This is a genomic window from Rahnella selenatireducens (assembly GCF_046449555.1).
GTDB lineage: Bacteria > Pseudomonadota > Gammaproteobacteria > Enterobacterales > Enterobacteriaceae > Rahnella > Rahnella selenatireducens.
Genome location: NZ_JBKEZJ010000010.1, coordinates 135,929 through 154,258, shown reverse-complemented (window position 1 = coordinate 154,258; position 18,330 = coordinate 135,929). Strand labels below are relative to the sequence as shown.

Genomic DNA, 18,330 nt, shown 5'->3' with positions numbered 1-18,330 from the left:
GGATCACTCCGCGTTAGAAATCAGTGTCCCTTCGTTTTCACCCATCACCACACGGCGCAATGCACCCGGTTTGTTCATGTTGAAAACACGAATTGGCAGATTGTGATCGCGGGCCAGTGTAAACGCCGCCAGATCCATCACTTTCAATTCCTGTTCCAGCACTTCCTGATAGGTCAGTTTTTCGTACAGCGTCGCTTCCGGATTTTTCACCGGGTCGGCGGAGTAAACACCGTCGACTTTGGTGGCTTTTAATACCACATCGGCTTCGATTTCGATACCACGCAGGCACGCTGCTGAGTCGGTGGTAAAGAAAGGATTGCCGGTACCGGCGGAGAAAATCACCACGCGGTTATGACGCAGCAGGCTGATCGCTTCAGCCCAGCTGTAATTATCACAAACACCGTTCAAAGGGATTGCGGACATCAAACGTGCATTAACATAAGCACGGTGTAACGCGTCACGCATCGCCAGACCATTCATGACAGTCGCCAGCATACCCATATGGTCGCCTACAACACGATTCATGCCAGCCTGCGCCAGACCCGCACCGCGGAACAAGTTACCGCCGCCGATCACAACGCCTACCTGAATGCCGAGTTCGACCAGCTCTTTCACTTCCTGAGCCATACGATCTAATACACTCGCGTCGATACCAAAACCTTCACTGCCCTGCAGGGCTTCGCCACTGAGTTTGAGCAGGATACGCTGATAAACGGGTTTCGCATTGGTAGCCATGGTGTCTGTCCTAGAAGCAATGTGTCTTAATGGATAGTCGGTCTTTACATCATAGCGCTGTCTGAATGACCACACGCACAATGTAATGGGAATTTGGGGCTGGATAAAATGGAACCGCCCTTTCGCAGCGGTTCCATTTTAGGTGTATCAGATACTGATTAAGACTGTTTAGTCATCGCTGCAACTTCAGCAGCAAAGTCAGTCTCAACTTTCACGATACCTTCGCCCACTTCAAAGCGGATGAAGTTAACAACGTCAGCGTTGTGCTCTTTCAGAACCTGGCCCACAGTTTTGCTTGGGTCGATAACGAAAGGCTGACCAGTCAGAGAAACTTCGCCGGTGAATTTCTTCATGCGGCCTTCAACCATTTTCTCTGCGATTTCTTTAGGCTTGCCAGACTGCATAGCGATGTCGAGCTGTACCTGGTACTCTTTTTCAACAACTTCAGCAGACACGTCTTCTGGTTTAACAAATTCAGGCTTGCTTGCAGCAACGTGCATAGCGATTTGTTTAACCAGATCTTCGTCAGCGCCTTTAGCTGCGATCAGAACACCGATACGTGCGCCGTGCAGGTAGCTACCCAACACTTCGCCTTCCAGGGAAGAAACGCGACGAATGTTGATGTTTTCACCGATTTTTGCGACCAGCGCAACACGCTCTTCTTCGAATTGTGCTTTCAGCACTTCAACGTCGGTGATTTTGCCTGCAACCGCAGCGTCCAATACTTTGTCAGCGAAAGCCTGGAAACCACCATCTTTAGCAACGAAGTCAGTCTGGCAGTTAACTTCCAGAATCACACCGTAGTTGCCTTCGATTTTGGTTTTGATCACGCCGTCAGCAGCTACGTTGCCTGCTTTTTTCGCCGCTTTGATCGCGCCAGATTTACGCATGTTTTCAATTGCCAGCTCGATGTCGCCGTTAGCTTCAACCAGAGCTTTCTTACAATCCATCATGCCAGCGCCAGTACGTTCGCGCAGTTCTTTTACCAGGGCAGCGGTAATATCAGCCATTGTATTTTCCTCGATTATCTCAGTGCAAAAAGGCTTTTTGCGGTGAGATATTTCTCGCATTTAAGATAAGCAAAGGGGGCCAATAAAGGCCCCCTAACCAACATATTTCAATACCTGGTTAATAAGGGCTCTGCTGAGCTTGCCTTATTATTCAGCTTCTACGAAGCTTTCTTCTGCCTGAACAGCCAGATCTTGCGAACGGCCTTCACGGACAGTAGCAGCAACAGCGCTCAGGTACAGATTTACTGCACGGATTGCGTCATCGTTACCTGGGATAACAAAGTCAACGCCATCCGGATCGGAGTTGGTATCAACAATGGAGAATACCGGGATACCCAGGTTGTTAGCTTCTTTGATTGCAATGTGTTCGTGATCAGCGTCGACAACGAACAGAGCATCAGGAAGACCACCCATATCCTTGATACCACCCAGGCTGTTTTCCAGCTTAGCCAATTCACGAGTACGCATCAGCGCCTCTTTCTTGGTCAGCTTCTCGAAAGTACCGTCCTGAGACTGAACTTCCAGATCTTTCAAACGTTTGATGGACTGACGAACAGTTTTCCAGTTAGTCAGCATGCCGCCCAACCAGCGATGGTTCACGAAGAACTGGTCGCAGTTGTGTGCAGCTTCTTTTACCGCTTCGCTTGCTGCGCGTTTAGTACCAACGAACAGGATCTTGCCTTTACGGGCAGAGATCTTCTGCAACTCAGCCAGAGCTTCGTTGAACATTGGAACAGTTTTTTCCAGGTTGATGATGTGAACCTTGTTACGTGCGCCGAAGATGAATGGCTTCATTTTCGGGTTCCAGTAACGGGTTTGGTGACCGAAGTGAACACCAGCCTGAAGCATGTCGCGCATGGAAACAGTTGCCATGATAAAACCTCTATTAAGTAGTTGGGGTTATGCCTCCACGTATCCCATAACACCGACCCTGCAGAACGGATTCCCAGAGCACCCCGGCGAATGTGTCGATACGTGTGTGTTATTACTTACGTTAATAAGTACACAATGAGTGATTTTGGCTTTAATCCCTCAGCGTCGTTAAGACTCAGAGCGGATTGCCGGCGCGCTTTATACCATAAATAACGACCCGGCAGCAACTTTTGTTCACCGGATGACTTCCCGGAAAATGATAGTTTGGCAGGTAATATCAGGACTGATACCATAAGCCACAGCTAATTATTGACGACATCGGTGCAGAAATAAAGCACACCCGATGTACAGAACCTGCAGGACTATTCATGGCAATTTCAATCAAAACCCCGGAAGATATCGAAAAAATGCGCGTCGCTGGCCGTCTGGCTGCGGAAGTGCTGGAAATCATTGAGCCTTACGTTAAACCGGGCGTCAGCACCGGCGAACTTGACCGAATTTGTTCTGATCACATAGTGAATAAACAGAAAGCCATTTCTGCCTGCCTGGATTACCACGGCTTCCCGAAATCGGTCTGCATTTCAATTAACGAAGTGGTTTGCCACGGTATTCCGAGCGAAGACAAAATCCTTAAAGATGGCGACATCGTCAATATCGACGTCACCGTCATTAAAGACGGTTTCCACGGCGATACCTCCAAGATGTTCATCGCAGGTAAGCCAACCATTCTTGGCGAGCGCCTTTGCCGCATCACGCAGGAAAGCCTGTACATTGCCCTGCGTATGATTAAACCCGGTATCCGTCTGCGCACGCTGGGTAAAGAGATTCAGAAATTCGTCGAAGCCGAGAAATTCTCTGTAGTGCGTGAATATTGCGGTCACGGCATCGGCGAAGGTTTCCATGAGGAACCTCAGGTTCTGCATTACGATGCGGATGACAGCGGCGTGGTGTTGCAGGCTGGTATGGCTTTCACCGTTGAACCAATGGTCAACGCCGGTGATTACCGTATCCGCACCATGAAAGACGGCTGGACAGTAAAAACTAAAGATCGCAGCTTGTCGGCTCAGTACGAGCATACTATTGTGGTGACAGATAACGGTTGTGAAATTATGACGCTGCGTAAGGATGACACCATCCCGGCTATCCTGACGCACGACTAACAGTTCCCCGCTCGGCGCAGAGGGGATAAATCTGTCAATCAAACCGGCGAAAGCCGGTTTTTTTATCCTTAACGTGTAGGAATAGGCTGCGCATCTATGATTGAAAACTTCTCTGCTGAAAAGAGCCTCCTGCCGCAAACGACGCAGGAACTCACCCGCGCTTTCCCGCCGCAGCCTGTTTCCCCTTCTGCCTATCCGGATGACGACTTAAATCGTCAGAGCCTCAAGCAGCATATGGAACAGTTTCAGGTCTGGCTGGCAGACGCTTTCAATGCCGGACAGCGCGCCGAAGAACTGGTCGATGCGCGCACGCATTACATTGACCAGCTGCTGCAACGCCTCTGGACGTTTTACGGCTTTGACAATATCCCGGAAACCGCAATGGTGGCCGTCGGTGGTTACGGGCGCGGCGAATTGCACCCGCTGTCTGATATCGACGTGCTGGTACTCAGCCAGAAGCGCCTCAACGATGAGCAGGCGCAGCGCATTGGTGAGCTGATTACCTTGCTGTGGGACCTGAAGCTGGAAGTCGGTCACAGTGTGCGAACGCTGGAAGAATGTCTGCTTGAAGGACTGGCCGATTTAACGGTCGCGACCAATCTGATCGAATCGCGCCTGATTTGCGGTGACGTCGCCCTGTTCCTCAACATGCAAAAACACATTTTCAGCGACGGCTTCTGGCCTTCGCCAAATTTCTTCCGCGCCAAAATTACCGAGCAAAATGAGCGGCACCAGCGCTATCACGGCACCAGCTACGGTCTGGAGCCTGACATCAAAAGCAGCCCCGGCGGCCTGCGTGATATCCACACCATATTGTGGGTCGCACGTCGCCATTTCGGGGCAACGTCGCTTGATGAAATGGTCGCGTTTGGCTTCCTGACGAAAGCCGAGCGCAACGAGCTGCTGGAATGCCAGAGCTTCCTGTGGCGCATCCGTTTTGCCCTGCATCTGGTGCTGCCGCGTTACGACAACCGCCTGCTTTTCGACAGACAGCAAAATGTCGCGCAACTGCTGCAATATCAGGGCGAAGGCAATCAACCCGTCGAACGCATGATGAAAGATTTCTACCGCATGACCCGCCGGGTTGGCGAACTGAATCAGATGTTATTGCAGCTGTTTGATGAGGCGATTCTGGCTATCGGTCCGAATGAAAAACCCCGTCCGCTGGATGAGAACTTCCAACTGCGCGGTGACCTCATTGATCTGCGTGATGAATCACTGTTCGAGCATCGCCCGGAAACCATTATCAGCATGTTCCAGCTGATGGTTCGCCATCGCGAAATCAAAGGCATTTACTCTACTACGGTACGGTTGCTGCGCCATGCGCGCCGTCATCTGAAAGAACCGTTGTGCATGATCCCGCAGGCGCGTGAGATGTTTATGTCAATTCTGCGTCATCCCGGCGCCGTCTCACGTGCGCTGGTGCCTATGCATCGCCACAGCGTTCTCTGGGCTTATATGCCGCAGTGGGGGCAAATAGTCGGGCAGATGCAGTTTGACCTTTTCCACGCCTACACGGTGGATGAGCACACCATTCGCGTTCTGCAAAAGTTAGAAAGTTTTGCCCACGAAGAAACGCGGCCAAAGCATCCGCTGTGTGTGGAATTGTACCCGCGCCTGCCGCAGCCTGAATTGCTGCTGATTGCGGCCCTCTTCCACGACATCGCCAAAGGCCGTGGCGGCGACCATTCCATTCTCGGTGCGCAGGATGTGCTGGAGTTTGCCGAACTGCACGGCCTGAACTCGCGCGAAACACAGCTTGTCTCGTGGCTGGTGCGCTGCCATCTGCTGATGTCCGTCACCGCGCAGCGACGCGACATTCAGGATCCCAACGAAATCCAGCAATTTGCCGCCGAAATGCAAAGCGAAGTGCGTTTGCGTTATCTGGTCAGCCTCACCGTTGCCGATATCTGCGCCACCAACGAAACGCTGTGGAACAGCTGGAAACAGAGCCTGATACGCGAGCTATACTTTGCGACAGAGAAACAACTGCGCCGCGGCATGCAAAATACGCCGGATCTGCGTGAGCGTGTGCGTCATCACCGCTTGCAGGCGCTGGCATTGCTGCGTATGGATAATATTGATGAGGAGGCACTGCACCGTATCTGGAGCCGCTGCCGCGCGGATTACTTCCTGCGCCATTCGCCGAATCAGCTGGCGTGGCACGCCAGACATTTACTCGAGCATGATTCCACCAAACCGCTGGTGCTGGTCAGCCGTCAGGCCACACGTGGCGGCACAGAGATATTCATCTGGAGCCCTGACCGTCCATATCTATTCGCCACGGTAGCTGGCGAGCTGGACAGACGTAACCTGAGTATCCACGACGCGCAAATTTTCACTAATCGTGACGGCATGGCGATGGACACCTTTATCGTGCTTGAACCGGACGGCAGCCCGCTGGCGCAGGACCGGCACGAAGCGATCCGTTATGCGCTGGCACAATCGATGACGCAGGCTTATCAGCCGCCGCGAGCACGACGCCCGTCACCGAAACTGCGCCATTTCAGCGTGCAGACCGAAGTCAGCTTCCTGCCGACGCATACTGACCGGCGGACTTACATGGAACTGGTCGCGCTCGATCAGCCGGGTCTGCTGGCGCGCGTCGGGGAAGTTTTCTCCGATCTGGGGCTTTCGTTGCACGGCGCAAGGATCTCGACCATCGGCGAGCGGGTAGAAGACTTATTTATTCTGGCAAACGGGGAACGCCGCGCGCTGGATAAACAAACTCGCAAGGAAATCACACGCCGATTAACCGAGGCACTCAACCCCGGCGATAAAATGTGATACAAGTACCATTATCTTTTAAAACCCATTCAGGAAAGAGAACAGGATGCAGCAACTACAAACCGTTATTGAACAAGCCTTCGAACGCCGTGCGGACATCACCCCGGCAAACGTTGACAGCGTAACGCGCGACGCCGTAAACCAGGTCATCAACAAAATCGACAGCGGCGAATTGCGCGTTGCTGAGAAGATTGATGGTGAATGGGTAACGCATCAGTGGCTGAAGAAAGCGGTGCTGCTGTCCTTCAGAATCAACGACAACCAAGTTATGGAAGGCGGCGAAAGCCGTTACTTCGACAAAGTCCCGATGAAATTCGCAGACTACGACGAAGCGCGTTTCCAGCGTGAAGGCTTCCGCGTGGTGCCACCAGCTGCCGTCCGTAAAGGCGCGTTCATCGCCCGTAATGCGGTACTGATGCCTTCTTACGTCAACATCGGCGCATACGTAGATGAAGGCACTATGGTTGATACCTGGGCGACAGTAGGTTCTTGTGCGCAGATCGGTAAAAACGTTCACCTGTCCGGCGGCGTCGGCATCGGTGGCGTTCTGGAACCCCTTCAGGCTAACCCGACCATCATCGAAGACAATTGCTTCATTGGCGCGCGTTCAGAAATCGTTGAAGGCGTGATTGTTGAAGAAGGCTCTGTGATTTCCATGGGCGTTTACATCGGCCAGAGCACCAAAATTTATGACCGTGAAACCGGCGAAGTATTCTACGGCCGCGTACCTGCAGGTTCCGTCGTGGTTTCCGGCAACCTGCCTTCTAAAGACGGTAAATATAGCCTGTACTGCGCCGTTATCGTGAAGAAAGTGGATGCGAAAACGCTGGGCAAAACCGGCCTGAATGAGTTACTGCGCACTATCGAGTAAAATTAAAAAGCGGGTAATTGTTTTGAAAACAAAAAGATTACCCGCTATTTTTTTATCTTGCAGATGGCGAATTGTGTCATCAGTCAACGATTCGGACCGCCGTTAGGTTCATTATGATCAACAGATATTCTCCTAAACGAAGGTGGCGCTATGTATGACAATCTGAAAAGCCTGGGCATTAATAATCCCGACGATATTGATCGTTACAGCCTGCGTCAGGAGGCCAATAACGATATTCTGAAGATCTATTTCCGCAGAGACAAAGGCGAATTTTTTGCTAAAAGCGTGAAATTTAAATACCCGCGTCAGCGCAAAACGATCGTTGCCGATAATGCCGGTCAGGGTTATAAAGAAATTCATGAAATCAGCCCGAATCTGCGTTATGTCATTGATGAGTTAGATCAAATCTGTCAGCGCGATCAGGTGGAAGTGGATCTGAAACGTAAAATTCTTGAAGACCTTCGTCACCTTGAATCCGTTGTGGCGAATAAAATTTCTGAGATTGAATCTGATCTGGAAAAGTTGACCAGCGGTCGCTGATTTATTTTCGTCCAAATCGTCTGAAAGTAAAAAGGTCAGGTTTTTAAACCTGACCTTTTTTATTACGATAAATGGCAACAGGCAGAGCCGGATACTTTATTTCAGTAACTGGCCCCATTTTTCGGCCCACGGAATCGCCACGGTTTCCGGCTCAGCCGTTTCCATCGCATCGATTTCCAACATTTCGCCAATTCGCGAAGCGCCCTGCTCCTGCAATAAATCGTCCAGCTTGTGGCCGCCGCCGCAGAAATGATCATAACTGCTGTCACCGAGCGCAATTATGCCGTAACGCAGCTCTGGCTGATAACCGACGGTATCGCGAATCGCGGCATAAAGTGGTGCGATAGTATCGGGTAAAACGCCCTGACCGGTCGTCGACGTCACCACCAGCACAAAATGATGGCGGTAATACTGCCAGGCTTCCAGCGTGCCTTCTTCAAACAGTTTGACGTCATGCCCCTGGCTTTTGAGCACGGTTTCCGCTTCTTCCGCTACCAGTAACGCATTGCCGTATACCGTCCCGACAAAAATTCCGACTTCAGCCATGAGCTTCACTCCTGTGTGATCTTAACGTCTTAAATTTGTGCACTATCCTGACCGCAAGCGGGGTCAAACTCAACCCTTTCAAGCCCGGGGACTTTCCCCTGCCAGCCGAACTGCGTCACGACATTTTGCCAGCGGTGATCCCAGCGCGCCTGCAAGCTGAGCAACTCGCCCGTCACCGGATGCGGCAGCTGCATATGGCTGGCGTGCAGCATCAAACCGGAACAGCCAAAATGTTCGGTCATCCCGCGATTTTGTTTTAAATCGCCGTGCGCGCTGTCGCCGATAATCGGATGGCGCAAATGCGACATATGACGACGAAGCTGATGCTTCCGCCCGGTTTCCGGCCTGAGTTCCACCAGACTGTATCGGGCCGTATCGTAACGCCCGACGGCGACCGGCATTTCTACCTGCGCGAGCGAACAGTAATGAGTCACTGCGGGCTGCGGCGCTTTATCAGGATTCGTAAACTTATCGGCAATTTTATCCAGCTCTTCCGTCAGCGCGTAATCAAGCGTTCCGTCTTCCGTGACATAACCGCGAACCACTGCGTGGTACATCTTGCTCATCTGCTGATTTTCAAACTGCTGAGACAATAGCCTCGCCACGTCGCTCGACAGCGCCAGCAGCAAAACGCCCGACGTCGGTTTATCCAGACGATGAACGGTAAAAACATGCTGACCAATTTGATCCCGCAATGTTTGCATCACAAACACCGTTTCATGTCGGTCCAGCCAACTGCGATGAACCAGCATACCCGCAGGTTTATTCACTGCGACCAGATGTTCGTCCTGATACAAAATTTCCAGCATGTCAGTCTTCTATATTGAGCAAGTCGTCGAGGCGTTGCAGTTGGTTCAGCAGCAGGGCTGCTTCAGGCATCGCTTCTTCAAAATAGGGGGTGATAGCAAAACGGGTTGGCAGCGGGGCTTCAGCGGCCAGCAATGCGTACATCCGTGGGATCAAAACCCATTGCAACCACTGATCGGCGGACATGGTATCTACCGAAAACGGCTCTTTGCTTTCAAAAGCTTCCGGCTCCGGCGGCGTTGCATGCCACAGCTTATCGTTGCGCATCGCCTGTTCGATATCTTCTAAAATCTCGCGAACCTGTCTTTCTGTATTCATGGTTACTCTCTTCGTTCATGGCCCGGGCAGCTTCTGCCGGGGGCGCAAAGCATAACATTGAAGGCCGGATGCCCCAACCTTCTGCATCGTATCCAAATTATCAATCAATCTATAAGTTTTTCATGGTGGCGGTAAACGCCCGATACGGGCAAACTACCGCCACTTTTTTCTTCACAGATGTGTCAACATGTCCTCACAACATCCGCAAAAAGCACACGCTACGCCAGCCAAAGCCATGCTGGCTTCCGTCACGGGTTATGCAATGGACGGTTTCGATTTATTGATCCTCGGTTTCATGCTGCCCGCCATCGCCAGTGAATTCGGGTTAACATCATCACAAAGTGGCTCGCTGGTCACCTGGACGCTGATTGGTGCCGTTCTCGGTGGCGTCATTTTCGGCCCGATAAGCGACCGGTTTGGCAGAATCCGCGTTCTGACGTTTACCATTCTGATGTTCTCCGTCTTCACCGGCCTGTGTGCTTTTGCACAAGGCTACTGGGATTTACTCATTTACCGCACGCTGGCAGGCGTGGGTCTGGGCGGCGAATTTGGTATTGGCATGGCGTTAATTGCTGAAGCGTGGCCGGTTGAAAAACGCAACCGCGCCTCAGCGTATGTCGGCATGGGCTGGCAACTGGGCGTATTACTGGCAGCCTTCCTGACGCCGATGTTGCTCGGTATTATCGGCTGGCGCGGGATGTTCCTCGTCGGCCTGCTACCGGCACTGGCCTCTTTCCTGATCCGCCGCACCATGGGCGAACCGGAAGCCTTTGTCAAAAACACGGCCACTAATAACAAGGGTTCGCTGCTGAGCCGCATCAGATTACTGTTTCGTGACAAAGCCACCACCAAAGCCAGCCTCGGTATTCTGATCCTCTGCTCCGTGCAGAATTTTGGTTATTACGGGCTGATGATTTGGATGCCCAGCTACCTGTCGAAAAACTTCGGTTTCTCCCTGACGAAATCCGGTTTATGGACGGCGGTAACGGTCGTGGGGATGACGTTTGGGATCTGGCTATTCGGCGTGTTGTCGGACCGTTTCCCGCGCTGGAAAATCTTCCTGATCTATCAGATTGGCGCAGTCATCATGGTGGTGTGTTACGCGCAGCTTTCTGACCCGACGCTGATGCTGTTCGCCGGCGCAGTGATGGGCATGTTCGTGAACGGGATGATTGGCGGCTACGGCGGACTGATTTCTGATTTATATCCGGTACGCGTCAGGGCGGCGGCGCAGAATTTGCTGTTCAATCTGGGGCGCGGTGTGGGCGGTTTTGGCCCGCTGGTGATCGGCCTGCTGGTTTCACAGGTTTCCTTTACCGCCGCCATTAGCCTGCTGGCCGCCATTTACCTGCTGGATATCTTCGCCACGCTTTTCCTCCTGCCTAAAAAGCAAGGGCAGGATGACGTGCTGGGTGCGATTGGCTGACGACAACGGATGCTCCCGTTCTAACTGGAGCGTCATATAACGCATGGGTTTAAAGCGCGTGAATTCGTAGCGGAAAAACAAAAAGTTGGGGGCACTGTTTTCACAGTGCCCCCGGTTCGTTTTATAGCAATCCAGCTACATTAGTGCTCCCTGCTCAATCCTTGAAAACTTTTCCTGCGGTTATCCTAACCGGCTGTCCTTCGCATCGTCCTACTTTCATCCTGACGGGCTATCCTAAGTCGTCCTGACTTTAATCCCTTGGTCATCTGTGACCCGCTCAGCTTCCTTTGTGAGCTCTCTTCTCCGTCCTGGAGGTGTCCGTGGTTTCGTCCTGAAACATCCTGGCATAATCCGATGCCGTCCTGACTCTTCCTGAGCCGTCCCCTGCTTTATGAATCAGCCATCATCCTGATGTTCTGTTTCATGCTTCCTTGGTGCACGACTAGAATCGTCGATTTCGACCTTTGGAGCAAGACAGGGTGTAAGTCAAAACCAGAGAATGTGAGCCGTCTTACAGGCAACAAAAACAATATATACCTGAAATAAAAAGAATTATTAAATAAAGAGAGAGAGTAATTAAGTCAAATTAGCGAGATCTCTTACAGCCTTTGTGAGAGATCTCTCACACGCTTGTGAGCCATTTGAGCTCTGCGGGAATGGGGGTTCAGAACAACATCAGGCGGGGTAAACAGCGGTGAGCATTGTAAGGAATTCTGGCAGCGAAGGCGAGAGTATCGTTCTTTTTTTGCTGCCGAACTGTTCCAGAACAATATTTCCTGTCACATTACACAAAGAAACCATATCCAGCTCGGAATCCGTGGTGGCCAGAAAAACCGTCGGCGTCAGTTTCAGACGTTTTTGTGTCACCAGATGGCCAATCAGATTCTCCTGCAAACGGGTGAAATCTTCCGGGCTCCAGACCTGAAGCAGCGTCATCGCATTACCCTGCCAGCTGGCCGTCATATCACCGGCAAACTGCGTGGTGTAAAACGCATGTGCTTCCGGTCGCAGTTGCAACTCCATCGCACGTTCCACATTTTCCAGCGTGGCCGACGGGCTAAATACCTGAGTCAACCAGTAAACAACGTCATCATCGGTTTTCACCACACAAGGGGAATCGACGCCAAACAGCGCTTCGCTGGAAGGCGGCATACCGGTCTCCTTCTGCCAGACATCGACATAACGCTGAGTAAATTCACGCAATGCTACAGAAACTTCAGACTCCATAATTCTCTCATCTTCAGGTAAGGCTGGGTTAAACTGGTGACTATTCCCTATTGTACCTATCTCTAAGCAAGGTGACAGCATGTCCTCTTATCAGGATAACCCCGCACTGGCGCAACTGACGCTGGGCAAAAGCACGGCTTACGTCGATCACTACGACGCTTCTTTATTACAGGCGGTTCCACGCAGCATGAACCGCGAACCGCTGGGCCTGTTCCCTGACAACCTGCCGTTCCAGGGCGCGGATATCTGGACGCTGTACGAGCTGTCGTGGCTCAATGCCAAAGGGTTACCACAGGTGGCCCTCGGTGAAATCAGCCTGAAAGCCGACAGCAAGAATCTGATCGAATCCAAAAGCTTTAAGCTCTACCTTAACAGCTTCAACCAGACCGTGTTCCCGGACTGGCAGGCGGTACAGGAAACGTTAACGCGGGATTTAAGCACCTGCGCTCAGGGCGACGTCACCGTCACCGTCAGCCGTTTGTCCGACATCGAAGGCTCGCCGGTCGGGCATTTTGCAGGCACGTGCATTGACGACCAGGACATTGAAATCGATAGCTATGAATTCAGCACGGACTACCTTGCTGACGCCGCCGGTGAAGAAGTTGTCGAAGAATCGCTGGTCAGCCACCTGCTGAAATCTAACTGCCTGATCACCCATCAGCCAGACTGGGGTTCCGTGCAAATCCAGTATCACGGCCCGAAAATTGATCGTGAAGCGCTGCTGCGCTATCTGGTTTCATTCCGCCATCACAATGAATTCCACGAACAATGCGTCGAACGCATATTTAATGACATCCTGCGTTTCTGTCAGCCAGAAAAGCTGGCCGTCTACGCCCGTTATACACGACGCGGCGGTCTGGATATTAATCCTTGGAGATCTAACTTCCCGTTTGAGCCTGCAACGGCGAGGCTTGTCAGACAATAATGCGGGGCATTGCTCAAGAACTGAGCTAACGCTCTGTCAGCATTGGTAAAAGCCTGATGACAAGGTTACTGTTAATTCAGAGAGAGATTCCGGGCACTGTGTATCCGGCGTTCTCTCTGCTATCAGGCTAGTGTTTTTGTTTGTCTTCCGCGATGCGACGCAAAAAACGTGATCCGAAAAATCATGCGTAGCGGGACTCAGCAGAAACATTCACAGCACCATTTGGTGTCAAGGAGCAACTTTGATTACACATATCAGCCCGCTGGGCTCAATGGATTTGTTGTCGCAGTTGGAAGTCGACATGCTCAAGCGAACCGCGAGCAGCGACTTATACCGTCTTTTCCGCAACTGTTCACTGGCTGTTCTCAACAGCGGCAGCCAGACCGACAGCAGTAAAGAACTCCTCGAACGTTTCGAAAGTTTTGATATCAACGTACTGCGCAGAGAGCGTGGAGTGAAACTTGAACTGGTGAACCCACCGGAAGATGCCTTTGTCGATGGCCGGATTATCCGTTCATTGCAGGCTAACCTGTTCGCCGTCCTGCGTGACATCCTGTTCGTGAATGCCCAGATTTCCAGCAATTCGCGCTTTGAGAATTTCAACAGCGGGAATTCAGCCCATCTCACCAATATGGTGTTCTCCATTTTACGCAATGCCCGCGCGCTCCATCTGGATGAAGATCCAAACATGGTGGTGTGCTGGGGCGGTCATTCCATTAATGAAAACGAATACCAGTATGCACGCAACGTCGGTAGCCAGCTGGGTTTGCGTGAGCTGAATATTTGTACCGGCTGTGGTCCGGGTGCGATGGAAGCACCGATGAAAGGTGCCGCCGTCGGCCACGCGCAGCAGCGTTATAAAGCCGGTCGTTTTATCGGGATGACCGAGCCTTCTATCATCGCGGCTGAGCCACCGAATCCCCTGGTCAATGAACTGATCATCATGCCGGATATCGAAAAACGGCTGGAAGCTTTCGTGCGTATCGCTCACGGGATCATTATCTTCCCGGGCGGTGTAGGCACGGCAGAAGAACTGTTGTATCTGCTGGGTATTTTGATGGATCCGGAAAACAGCGATCAGGTTCTGCCACTGATCCTGACTGGGCCAAAAGAAAGTGCGGATTACTTCCTCGTTCTGGATGCCTTTATTAAAGACACGCTGGGCGAAGAAGCCGCTAAGTTCTACACCATCATCGTTGACGATCCGACCGAAGTTGCGCGTCAGATGAAACGTGCCATGCCGCTGGTGAAAGAAAACCGCCGAAACAGTGGTGATGCTTACAGCTTCAACTGGTCAATTCGTATTGCACCGGACCTGCAACATCCATTTGAGCCAAATCACGAAAACATGGCGAACCTGAATCTGTATCCGAACCAGCCACCGCAGAAACTGGCCGCCGCACTGCGCCGCGCCTTCTCCGGAATTGTGGCCGGTAACGTGAAAGAATTCGGTATTCACGCTATCGAAAAGCACGGGCGTTTCAAGCTGCACGGCGACCCGGCATTGATGAAAAAAATGGACAGTCTGTTGCAAGGATTTGTCGCACAGCACCGCATGAAATTGCCGGGCAGCGCGTACATTCCTTGTTATGAAATCTGCGCCTGACACCGTTCAGGCAGCATTTCTTAAACAGTTCCCGGAGCGACATAAGTCGCTCTGATTTTATGGATTTTGATGACCCGCTTATGGCCATACACCTGCTGATTATTGATGCCCTCAATCTGATCCGCCGTATTCACGCGGTCCAGGGTTCTCCTTGTCTTCTCACCTGCCAAAATGCCGCCAGACAACTCGTGCAGCACACGCAGGCGACGCATGCCGTTGCGGTTTTCGATGAAGACGATCGCGCAGATAGCTGGCGTCATCAGTGCCTGCCAGATTACAAAGCCGGACGCTCCCCTATGCCGGACAACCTGTTTGCGGAAATGCCGGAACTGAAAGCGGGTTTTGCCGCGATGGGCATCACCTGCTGGCATTCCGCAGGGAATGAGGCGGACGATCTGGCTGCTACACTGGCGGCAAAAGTCTCTTCCGGCGGGCATCAGGTCACGATTGTGTCGACGGACAAAGGTTACTGCCAGTTACTGGCGCCGAACGTGCAAATCCGTGATTACTTCCAGAAACGCTGGCTGGACATGCCTTTCGTGCGCGAAACCTTTGGCGTTTTGCCTCAGCAGCTTACCGATTACTGGGGTCTGGCGGGGATCAGCAGCAGTAAAATTCCGGGCGTGCCAGGAATTGGGCCGAAAACAGCGGTGACATTGCTGACGCAGACCGGCTCGCTGGACGAGCTTTACCACAATCTGGAAGGCGTGCCGGAGAAATGGCGCAAGAAGTTGGAAGAACACCGCGAACTGGCTTATGCCTGTAAACGGGTTTCCACGCTGCAAACAGATATCGCTCTGGATGGCAATTTACAGCAACTGCGCTTGCCCTGAATTGCGCATTAAAAAAGGCGCTCTCCGAAGAGAAGCGCCTCATTAACAGACTCATGAACGAATGCAGCCAACGCATCAGCCGCTCGAAGCATGAAGAGTATCAGCGGTCGCGCTCGTCGCGACGCCCACCAATTGCCGACCAGAAACGGCGGATATGCACGGTCACTTCTTCGCGGTCGTGATAAAGCTGCTTGGCGAAGATCTCCGCATTTACGCCGTTTTCCTTCAGACGCTCATCAATGCGTTCAAGAATGTTAGACACTTCCTCATAACGCTTCTTCATCGGCAACTTCAGGTTGAAAATCGCCTCGCGACACCAGCCGTTCACCAGCCAGTCGCACATCAGCGCGGCTACTTTCGCCGGTTTTTCTACCATGTCGCAAACTAGCCAGTAGTTTTTGGTGCTGGTGGATTTGTAGCGGAAACCATCTTCACGTAAATGGATGACCTGACCGGTTTCCATCAGGCTCGGTGCCATCGGGCCGTTATCAATCGCCGTCACCATCATGCTGCGCTGGGTCAGCTGATACGTCCAGCCTCCCGGGCACGCGCCCAGATCTACCGCATACATCCCGCTCGCCAGACGCTCATCCCATTCATCGGCCGGAATAAACACGTGAAACGCTTCTTCCAATTTTAGCGTTGAGCGGCTCGGCGCTTCGGACGGGAACTTCAGACGCGGAATACCCATGTAGAACGGGGAATTGTTATTGCTGTAGGAATAGCCCACATAGCAGCAACCTGGCGCAATAAAGAACACGTGAACGACCGGGCGCAGGGCATTTTCTTTCTTACCCAACACACGACACTCGCGCATCGCAGAACGCAGCGGAACAGTCAGCTTACGGCAGAACTTGGTCAGCTCTTTGCTTTCGTTGGTGTCAGGCACTTCAACGCGCAGTTCGCCACCGTTGGTAATGACGTTCTGCACCATACCGACGATCGGCGAAACGCGATCCTCCGACGGTAAATCCTTCAGTAGTTCGCCGACGACAATCAGCTGACGGGCAAAAATCAGCTCGCGGAAAGGCAGATTTTTTGCAATACGGTCAGCGTCATCCGGCTGATAACATTCAAACAGCACATAACCGCTGTTTTCTTTTACGCGGGCAAAACCGAAGATTTCCATCTTCGCGGCTTTGTCGGTAATTTCTGCTGCGCATTCTTTTTCAAAACCCTGACGGCAGTAGAGAGCAACTTTATTCATGGCGTTCGGCCTTTTTCTTCAGGCGCAGTGCGCCGATCAACAACAAAATCCAACCGACCAGAAATAAGGTACCGCCAATCGGAGTTACAAAAACGAATAACCGGAGATGAGACAGCGCCAGGCAATAAAGGCTGCCGCTGAATAAAACGGTTCCCAGCGCTAAAAAGGCGCTGCTCCAGTAGAACCACACATTACGCTGGCGCTGCATAGCAACACCTAAAATCATCACCGTCAGCGTGTGAATACTTTGATACGTTAAGCCGGTATGGATCCATGCCATTTCCGCTTCGCCGAGCGACTGGCTCAGGACGTGTGCGCCAAATGCGCCAAAAGCGACATAAACAAAACCGCTGATCGCGGCAAAGATCAACATTGAACGACTGGTCATTATGCGTTACCTGTTATCGTTGTGTGCTGATAAAGCCGCGAATTATCAGCTTTGTCAGCCTGTTCAGGAAAACCTTCCCCAGACTCAGGCATCACGCCTGATCGAAACGAAAACGCAGTTTTTCCTGCTCGCTGGCTGCGCGGGCGAGGATCCACTGACGAAAGGCGGCTATTTTACCCAGTTCTGCCTGACTGTCATGACAAACCAGATAAAAAGCATTTTTACTGATTAAAACTTCACTGAACGGACACACCAGACGTCCGGCCTCGATTTCCGTCTGCGCCATCACATTATTCACCAGGGCAATCCCCTGTCCGTGAACCGCCGCCTGAACGACCATCGCACTGTGGCTGAAAATCGGCCCCTGCTGAACATTTACCTGCTGCAACCCCAGCTGTTTGGTGTAGGCCAGCCAGTCACGGCGTGAGGCATCATGCAATAACGTGTGATGACTCAAATCTGCCGGTTCTTTCAGCGGATTATCGCCCATCAGCAAAGACGGAGAACAAACCGGGAGTAAATATTCGGCATATAAACGTTCCGCCCGCAGGCCCGGCCAGTTGCCGCGCCCGTGAAAAATTGCCACGTCCACGTCGTCGGACAATTTGTCCTCTTCCCGGTCCACAGCCTGGATACGTACATCGATGCCCGGATAAGCTGAGTTAAAGCCAGATAATCTCGGCACCAGCCATTGAATCGCAAAGCTTGGCGGCAAACTGACGGTCAGCGCGCCTTTCGCGCTCCGCGCCTGAAGTTTGCGCGTGGCCTCATTCAGTGCCGAGAATATCTCTTTGATATCCAGATAATAACTCTGCCCTTCTTCGGTCAGTAACAATGACCGATTGCGCCGGCGAAACAGTTTTAGCCCTAAAAAGTCCTCAAGTGACTTAATCTGGTGGCTAACGGCGGCCTGTGTGACAAACAATTCCTCAGCCGCTTTAGTAAAACTAAGGTGGCGCGCTGCGGCATCAAACACCCGCAGAGAATTAAGAGGCGGTAAACGTTTTGACATAGAATGGATACTTCTTATTCGCCGGTAAGCGGAGCGCCTGTCCGTGGGTTTTGATATTA

At 52.1% G+C, this 18,330-nt stretch carries 18 protein-coding genes; 8 read left to right on the top strand and 10 right to left on the bottom strand.

The genetic code is table 11. From position 1 onward, the window contains the following. Positions 1 to 3: 3 nt before the first annotated feature. The 3 genes from pyrH to rpsB all read right to left on the bottom strand — a co-directional run bounded on the left by pyrH (position 4) and on the right by rpsB (position 2,618). The gene (pyrH, locus tag ACLBVC_RS17225; protein WP_101079218.1) at positions 4 to 735 is read right to left on the bottom strand and encodes a UMP kinase; all 732 of its coding nucleotides are present in this window, start codon (positions 733 to 735) and stop codon (positions 4 to 6) included. A gap of 158 nt (positions 736 to 893) precedes the next feature. Then, positions 894 to 1,745: a translation elongation factor Ts gene (tsf, locus tag ACLBVC_RS17220; RefSeq protein ID WP_152326523.1), complete on the bottom strand. Its 852-nt coding sequence runs from the start codon at positions 1,743 to 1,745 to the stop codon at positions 894 to 896. Positions 1,746 to 1,892: 147 nt separating this feature from the next. Continuing rightward, positions 1,893 to 2,618, bottom strand: a complete 726-nt coding sequence (gene rpsB, locus ACLBVC_RS17215) for a 30S ribosomal protein S2 (protein WP_152326522.1) — start codon at positions 2,616 to 2,618, stop codon at positions 1,893 to 1,895. 368 nt (positions 2,619 to 2,986) lie between these two features. On the opposite strand from rpsB, the gene map reads away from it, so the two are divergent. From map to ACLBVC_RS17195, 4 genes are all read left to right on the top strand, one after another. Next, positions 2,987 to 3,778: a type I methionyl aminopeptidase gene (map, locus tag ACLBVC_RS17210; protein ID WP_410150645.1), complete on the top strand. Its 792-nt coding sequence runs from the start codon at positions 2,987 to 2,989 to the stop codon at positions 3,776 to 3,778. A gap of 96 nt (positions 3,779 to 3,874) precedes the next feature. Continuing rightward, positions 3,875 to 6,565, top strand: coding sequence for a bifunctional uridylyltransferase/uridylyl-removing protein GlnD (gene glnD / locus ACLBVC_RS17205; protein WP_410150644.1), 2,691 nt, complete (start codon positions 3,875 to 3,877; stop codon positions 6,563 to 6,565). 46 nt (positions 6,566 to 6,611) lie between these two features. Next, complete coding sequence (gene dapD / locus ACLBVC_RS17200; RefSeq protein ID WP_410150643.1) at positions 6,612 to 7,436, top strand: 2,3,4,5-tetrahydropyridine-2,6-dicarboxylate N-succinyltransferase; 825 nt, start codon at positions 6,612 to 6,614, stop codon at positions 7,434 to 7,436. A gap of 150 nt (positions 7,437 to 7,586) precedes the next feature. Beyond that, a complete protein-coding gene (locus tag ACLBVC_RS17195) occupies positions 7,587 to 7,976 on the top strand; it encodes a DUF3461 family protein (protein ID WP_410150642.1) in 390 nt (129 codons plus the stop codon). Positions 7,977 to 8,072: 96 nt separating this feature from the next. Here ACLBVC_RS17195 and ACLBVC_RS17190 read toward each other — a convergent pair whose 3' ends face one another. The 3 genes from ACLBVC_RS17190 to ACLBVC_RS17180 are packed head-to-tail and all read right to left on the bottom strand — an operon-like array spanning position 8,073 to position 9,647. Then, the gene (locus tag ACLBVC_RS17190) at positions 8,073 to 8,522 is read right to left on the bottom strand and encodes a flavodoxin (protein WP_410150641.1); all 450 of its coding nucleotides are present in this window, start codon (positions 8,520 to 8,522) and stop codon (positions 8,073 to 8,075) included. A gap of 29 nt (positions 8,523 to 8,551) precedes the next feature. Then, a complete protein-coding gene (truC, locus tag ACLBVC_RS17185) occupies positions 8,552 to 9,331 on the bottom strand; it encodes a tRNA pseudouridine(65) synthase TruC (RefSeq protein WP_410150640.1) in 780 nt (259 codons plus the stop codon). A 1-nt stretch (position 9,332) separates the two neighbouring features. Beyond that, a complete protein-coding gene (locus tag ACLBVC_RS17180) occupies positions 9,333 to 9,647 on the bottom strand; it encodes a YqcC family protein (RefSeq protein ID WP_410150639.1) in 315 nt (104 codons plus the stop codon). A 187-nt stretch (positions 9,648 to 9,834) separates the two neighbouring features. On the opposite strand from ACLBVC_RS17180, the gene ACLBVC_RS17175 reads away from it, so the two are divergent. Continuing rightward, positions 9,835 to 11,073, top strand: a complete 1,239-nt coding sequence (locus ACLBVC_RS17175) for an MFS transporter (RefSeq protein WP_410150638.1) — start codon at positions 9,835 to 9,837, stop codon at positions 11,071 to 11,073. Between the two features lie 675 nt (positions 11,074 to 11,748). On the opposite strand, the gene syd is transcribed toward ACLBVC_RS17175, so the two are convergent. Next, on the bottom strand, positions 11,749 to 12,300 hold the full coding sequence (gene syd / locus ACLBVC_RS17170; RefSeq protein ID WP_410150637.1) for a SecY-interacting protein: 552 nt from the start codon (positions 12,298 to 12,300) through the stop codon (positions 11,749 to 11,751). 79 nt (positions 12,301 to 12,379) lie between these two features. Here syd and queF point away from each other — a divergent pair, with 79 nt between their 5' ends. The 3 genes from queF (at position 12,380) to xni (ending at position 15,664) form a co-directional block, all read left to right on the top strand. Further along, positions 12,380 to 13,225 (top strand): NADPH-dependent 7-cyano-7-deazaguanine reductase QueF, encoded by an 846-nt coding sequence (gene queF, locus ACLBVC_RS17165; protein WP_410150636.1) that lies wholly within the window; start codon positions 12,380 to 12,382, stop codon positions 13,223 to 13,225. 241 nt (positions 13,226 to 13,466) lie between these two features. Continuing rightward, positions 13,467 to 14,831, top strand: coding sequence for a nucleotide 5'-monophosphate nucleosidase PpnN (gene ppnN, locus ACLBVC_RS17160; RefSeq protein WP_410150635.1), 1,365 nt, complete (start codon positions 13,467 to 13,469; stop codon positions 14,829 to 14,831). A gap of 80 nt (positions 14,832 to 14,911) precedes the next feature. Beyond that, complete coding sequence (gene xni, locus ACLBVC_RS17155; RefSeq protein WP_104924612.1) at positions 14,912 to 15,664, top strand: flap endonuclease Xni; 753 nt, start codon at positions 14,912 to 14,914, stop codon at positions 15,662 to 15,664. Between the two features lie 100 nt (positions 15,665 to 15,764). Here the strand turns inward: xni and rlmM are convergent, their stop codons facing one another. From rlmM to ACLBVC_RS17140, 3 genes are all read right to left on the bottom strand, one after another. Then, a complete protein-coding gene (gene rlmM / locus ACLBVC_RS17150) occupies positions 15,765 to 16,871 on the bottom strand; it encodes a 23S rRNA (cytidine(2498)-2'-O)-methyltransferase RlmM (RefSeq protein WP_410150634.1) in 1,107 nt (368 codons plus the stop codon). Beyond that, a complete protein-coding gene (locus ACLBVC_RS17145; RefSeq protein WP_410150633.1) occupies positions 16,864 to 17,259 on the bottom strand; it encodes a DUF423 domain-containing protein in 396 nt (131 codons plus the stop codon). The genes rlmM and ACLBVC_RS17145 overlap by 8 nt, the downstream gene beginning before the upstream one ends. A 91-nt stretch (positions 17,260 to 17,350) precedes the next feature. Next, positions 17,351 to 18,271 (bottom strand): transcriptional regulator GcvA, encoded by a 921-nt coding sequence (locus ACLBVC_RS17140; RefSeq protein WP_101079234.1) that lies wholly within the window; start codon positions 18,269 to 18,271, stop codon positions 17,351 to 17,353. Positions 18,272 to 18,330 lie beyond the last annotated feature (59 nt).

Coding starts and splice junctions, on each gene's coding strand:
- ACLBVC_RS17195 (WP_410150642.1), top strand. CDS start 7,587: ATGTATGACAATCTGAAAAGCCTGGGCATTAATAATCCCGACGATATT.
- tsf (WP_152326523.1), bottom strand. CDS start 1,745: ATGGCTGATATTACCGCTGCCCTGGTAAAAGAACTGCGCGAACGTACT.
- rpsB (WP_152326522.1), bottom strand. CDS start 2,618: ATGGCAACTGTTTCCATGCGCGACATGCTTCAGGCTGGTGTTCACTTC.
- ACLBVC_RS17190 (WP_410150641.1), bottom strand. CDS start 8,522: ATGGCTGAAGTCGGAATTTTTGTCGGGACGGTATACGGCAATGCGTTA.
- map (WP_410150645.1), top strand. CDS start 2,987: ATGGCAATTTCAATCAAAACCCCGGAAGATATCGAAAAAATGCGCGTC.
- queF (WP_410150636.1), top strand. CDS start 12,380: ATGTCCTCTTATCAGGATAACCCCGCACTGGCGCAACTGACGCTGGGC.
- rlmM (WP_410150634.1), bottom strand. CDS start 16,871: ATGAATAAAGTTGCTCTCTACTGCCGTCAGGGTTTTGAAAAAGAATGC.
- truC (WP_410150640.1), bottom strand. CDS start 9,331: ATGCTGGAAATTTTGTATCAGGACGAACATCTGGTCGCAGTGAATAAA.
- glnD (WP_410150644.1), top strand. CDS start 3,875: ATGATTGAAAACTTCTCTGCTGAAAAGAGCCTCCTGCCGCAAACGACG.
- ACLBVC_RS17145 (WP_410150633.1), bottom strand. CDS start 17,259: ATGACCAGTCGTTCAATGTTGATCTTTGCCGCGATCAGCGGTTTTGTT.
- ACLBVC_RS17180 (WP_410150639.1), bottom strand. CDS start 9,647: ATGAATACAGAAAGACAGGTTCGCGAGATTTTAGAAGATATCGAACAG.
- xni (WP_104924612.1), top strand. CDS start 14,912: ATGGCCATACACCTGCTGATTATTGATGCCCTCAATCTGATCCGCCGT.
- ACLBVC_RS17140 (WP_101079234.1), bottom strand. CDS start 18,271: ATGTCAAAACGTTTACCGCCTCTTAATTCTCTGCGGGTGTTTGATGCC.
- ACLBVC_RS17175 (WP_410150638.1), top strand. CDS start 9,835: ATGTCCTCACAACATCCGCAAAAAGCACACGCTACGCCAGCCAAAGCC.
- dapD (WP_410150643.1), top strand. CDS start 6,612: ATGCAGCAACTACAAACCGTTATTGAACAAGCCTTCGAACGCCGTGCG.
- syd (WP_410150637.1), bottom strand. CDS start 12,300: ATGGAGTCTGAAGTTTCTGTAGCATTGCGTGAATTTACTCAGCGTTAT.
- pyrH (WP_101079218.1), bottom strand. CDS start 735: ATGGCTACCAATGCGAAACCCGTTTATCAGCGTATCCTGCTCAAACTC.